Origin of the sequence: Synechococcus sp. R6-10 (assembly GCF_047461815.1) — a bacterium.
Taxonomy (GTDB): domain Bacteria; phylum Cyanobacteriota; class Cyanobacteriia; order Thermostichales; family Thermostichaceae; genus Thermostichus.
The window spans coordinates 1-1,413 of the sequence record NZ_JANSHW010000451.1; the positions used below are offsets into that span (position 1 = coordinate 1).

Below are 1,413 nucleotides of genomic sequence, written 5' to 3' on the forward strand. Positions count from 1 at the left end.
AATCCGTACTGAACATATTATACATTATTTTCAGTATAGTTGAGCTTATTATTGACTAGAGTCATGCTCTCAGCTTGGCACTCAAGGCTCCAGGGGGGACGTGGACTCTGGCGACAGGATCCCGTTCGCGTTGGCGGAACGGAGTCCTTTCAAGCTCGCATCGCCGGGCCACAGACCCTGCAAGACTTGGGCAACACGGTGCCAGGGATCCAGCCGTTCCGCTCGCGGAAGCAGGACGGAGTCCTGGCTGCTTTGAGGCTCTGGAGAAGACTGCTCAGAGGGGGCGGGATCCCTTTCCTCCAGCCTCAGGGAAAGCTGCTGCAACTGCATGTAGATGCTGTTCACGGCCAGCATGGCCAAGACCGTGCCAAAAAACTTGGTGCGGGATCCCATAGGTCAACCCCTGTGCGAAAACAAAGATACGGTTGTCGCGGGTGCGCTAGCTCCACCTTAGCTTACGGGTTTGGCTTGCCGTTCGGAGAAAATATTGATGTTCGCGTCGGCCTTGCAAAGCCCCACGGTCAAGATTTCCCAACAAGACAATGACTGCCCCCCAAAAGCCAACCTATCATCACCTGCACACCGCCCTTTGGGTGAGCGATCTGGCCAGAGCCGAACATTTTTACGGGACAGTGCTCGGGCTCCCCAAGGCGGAACGCTTTGCGTTTAACTTTCCCGGCGCTTGGTATCAAGTAGGTTCCTCCCAAATTCATTTAATCGTGGCCGAGGAGCCGATGGATCCACGGCAGCGAAGCGGAACGGGATCCTCAAAGTGGGGGCGTAATCCCCATGTGGCGCTGGGGGTAGATGACTTGGAAGCGGTGAAGGCTCGCCTGCGGCAGGAAGGGTATGAGGTGCAACCGAGCGCTTCCGGGCGAGCGGCAGTGTTCGTCCGGGATCCGGATGGGAATGTGATAGAGCTAAGCTCGATTAGCGCAACTTAGCCATGAGCCCTCTCCCCCCAGCAATGCCGCCGGTTGCAACAGCGTTGCGTAGCGATATGGGTTCTCGTTGCCGGTTCGATCCGGCCATCAGCCTGGTCAGTTCCGCACAGATGCAGCGCATTGAGGAGCAGATCTTCTCTGCCGGCATGCCCGTTGCCGCTCTGATGGAGAAGGTGGGGCTGGCCGTTGTTGCTCAGTTGCAGAAGGATTTTCCGCAAGCCCATCGCATTGGGATCCTCTGTGGGACAGGGCACAACGGTGGCGATGGGTTGGTGGTTGGGCGGGAGCTATGGCTGGCCCAAAAGTCGGTGAAGGTGTGGCTGGGCAAGCCGGATCTCAAACCCCTGACGGCAGACCACGCCCGCTATCTCAAGGCGCTGGGGGCAGAGTTTGTGGAGAGTCTTGAAGAGCTGGCCGATTGCGATTTGTTAATTGATGCCCTGTTTGGGATCGGTTTGAACCGACCCTT

3 protein-coding genes are annotated in these 1,413 nt (G+C 57.5%); 2 read left to right on the plus strand and 1 reads right to left on the minus strand.

Annotated features, from left to right (window positions below):
* Positions 1-81: 81 nt before the first annotated feature.
* Positions 82-393: a hypothetical protein gene (locus NW837_RS12020; RefSeq protein WP_414331818.1), complete on the minus strand. Its 312-nt coding sequence runs from the start codon at positions 391-393 to the stop codon at positions 82-84.
* Between the two features lie 149 nt (positions 394-542).
* On the opposite strand from NW837_RS12020, the gene NW837_RS12025 reads away from it, so the two are divergent.
* Both NW837_RS12025 and NW837_RS12030 read left to right on the plus strand, forming a co-directional pair.
* Positions 543-944, plus strand: a complete 402-nt coding sequence (locus NW837_RS12025; RefSeq protein WP_414331820.1) for a VOC family protein — start codon at positions 543-545, stop codon at positions 942-944.
* A gap of 56 nt (positions 945-1,000) precedes the next feature.
* Positions 1,001-1,413: NAD(P)H-hydrate epimerase (locus NW837_RS12030; RefSeq protein ID WP_414331822.1), on the plus strand; the 413-nt coding region annotated here is incomplete at its 3' end.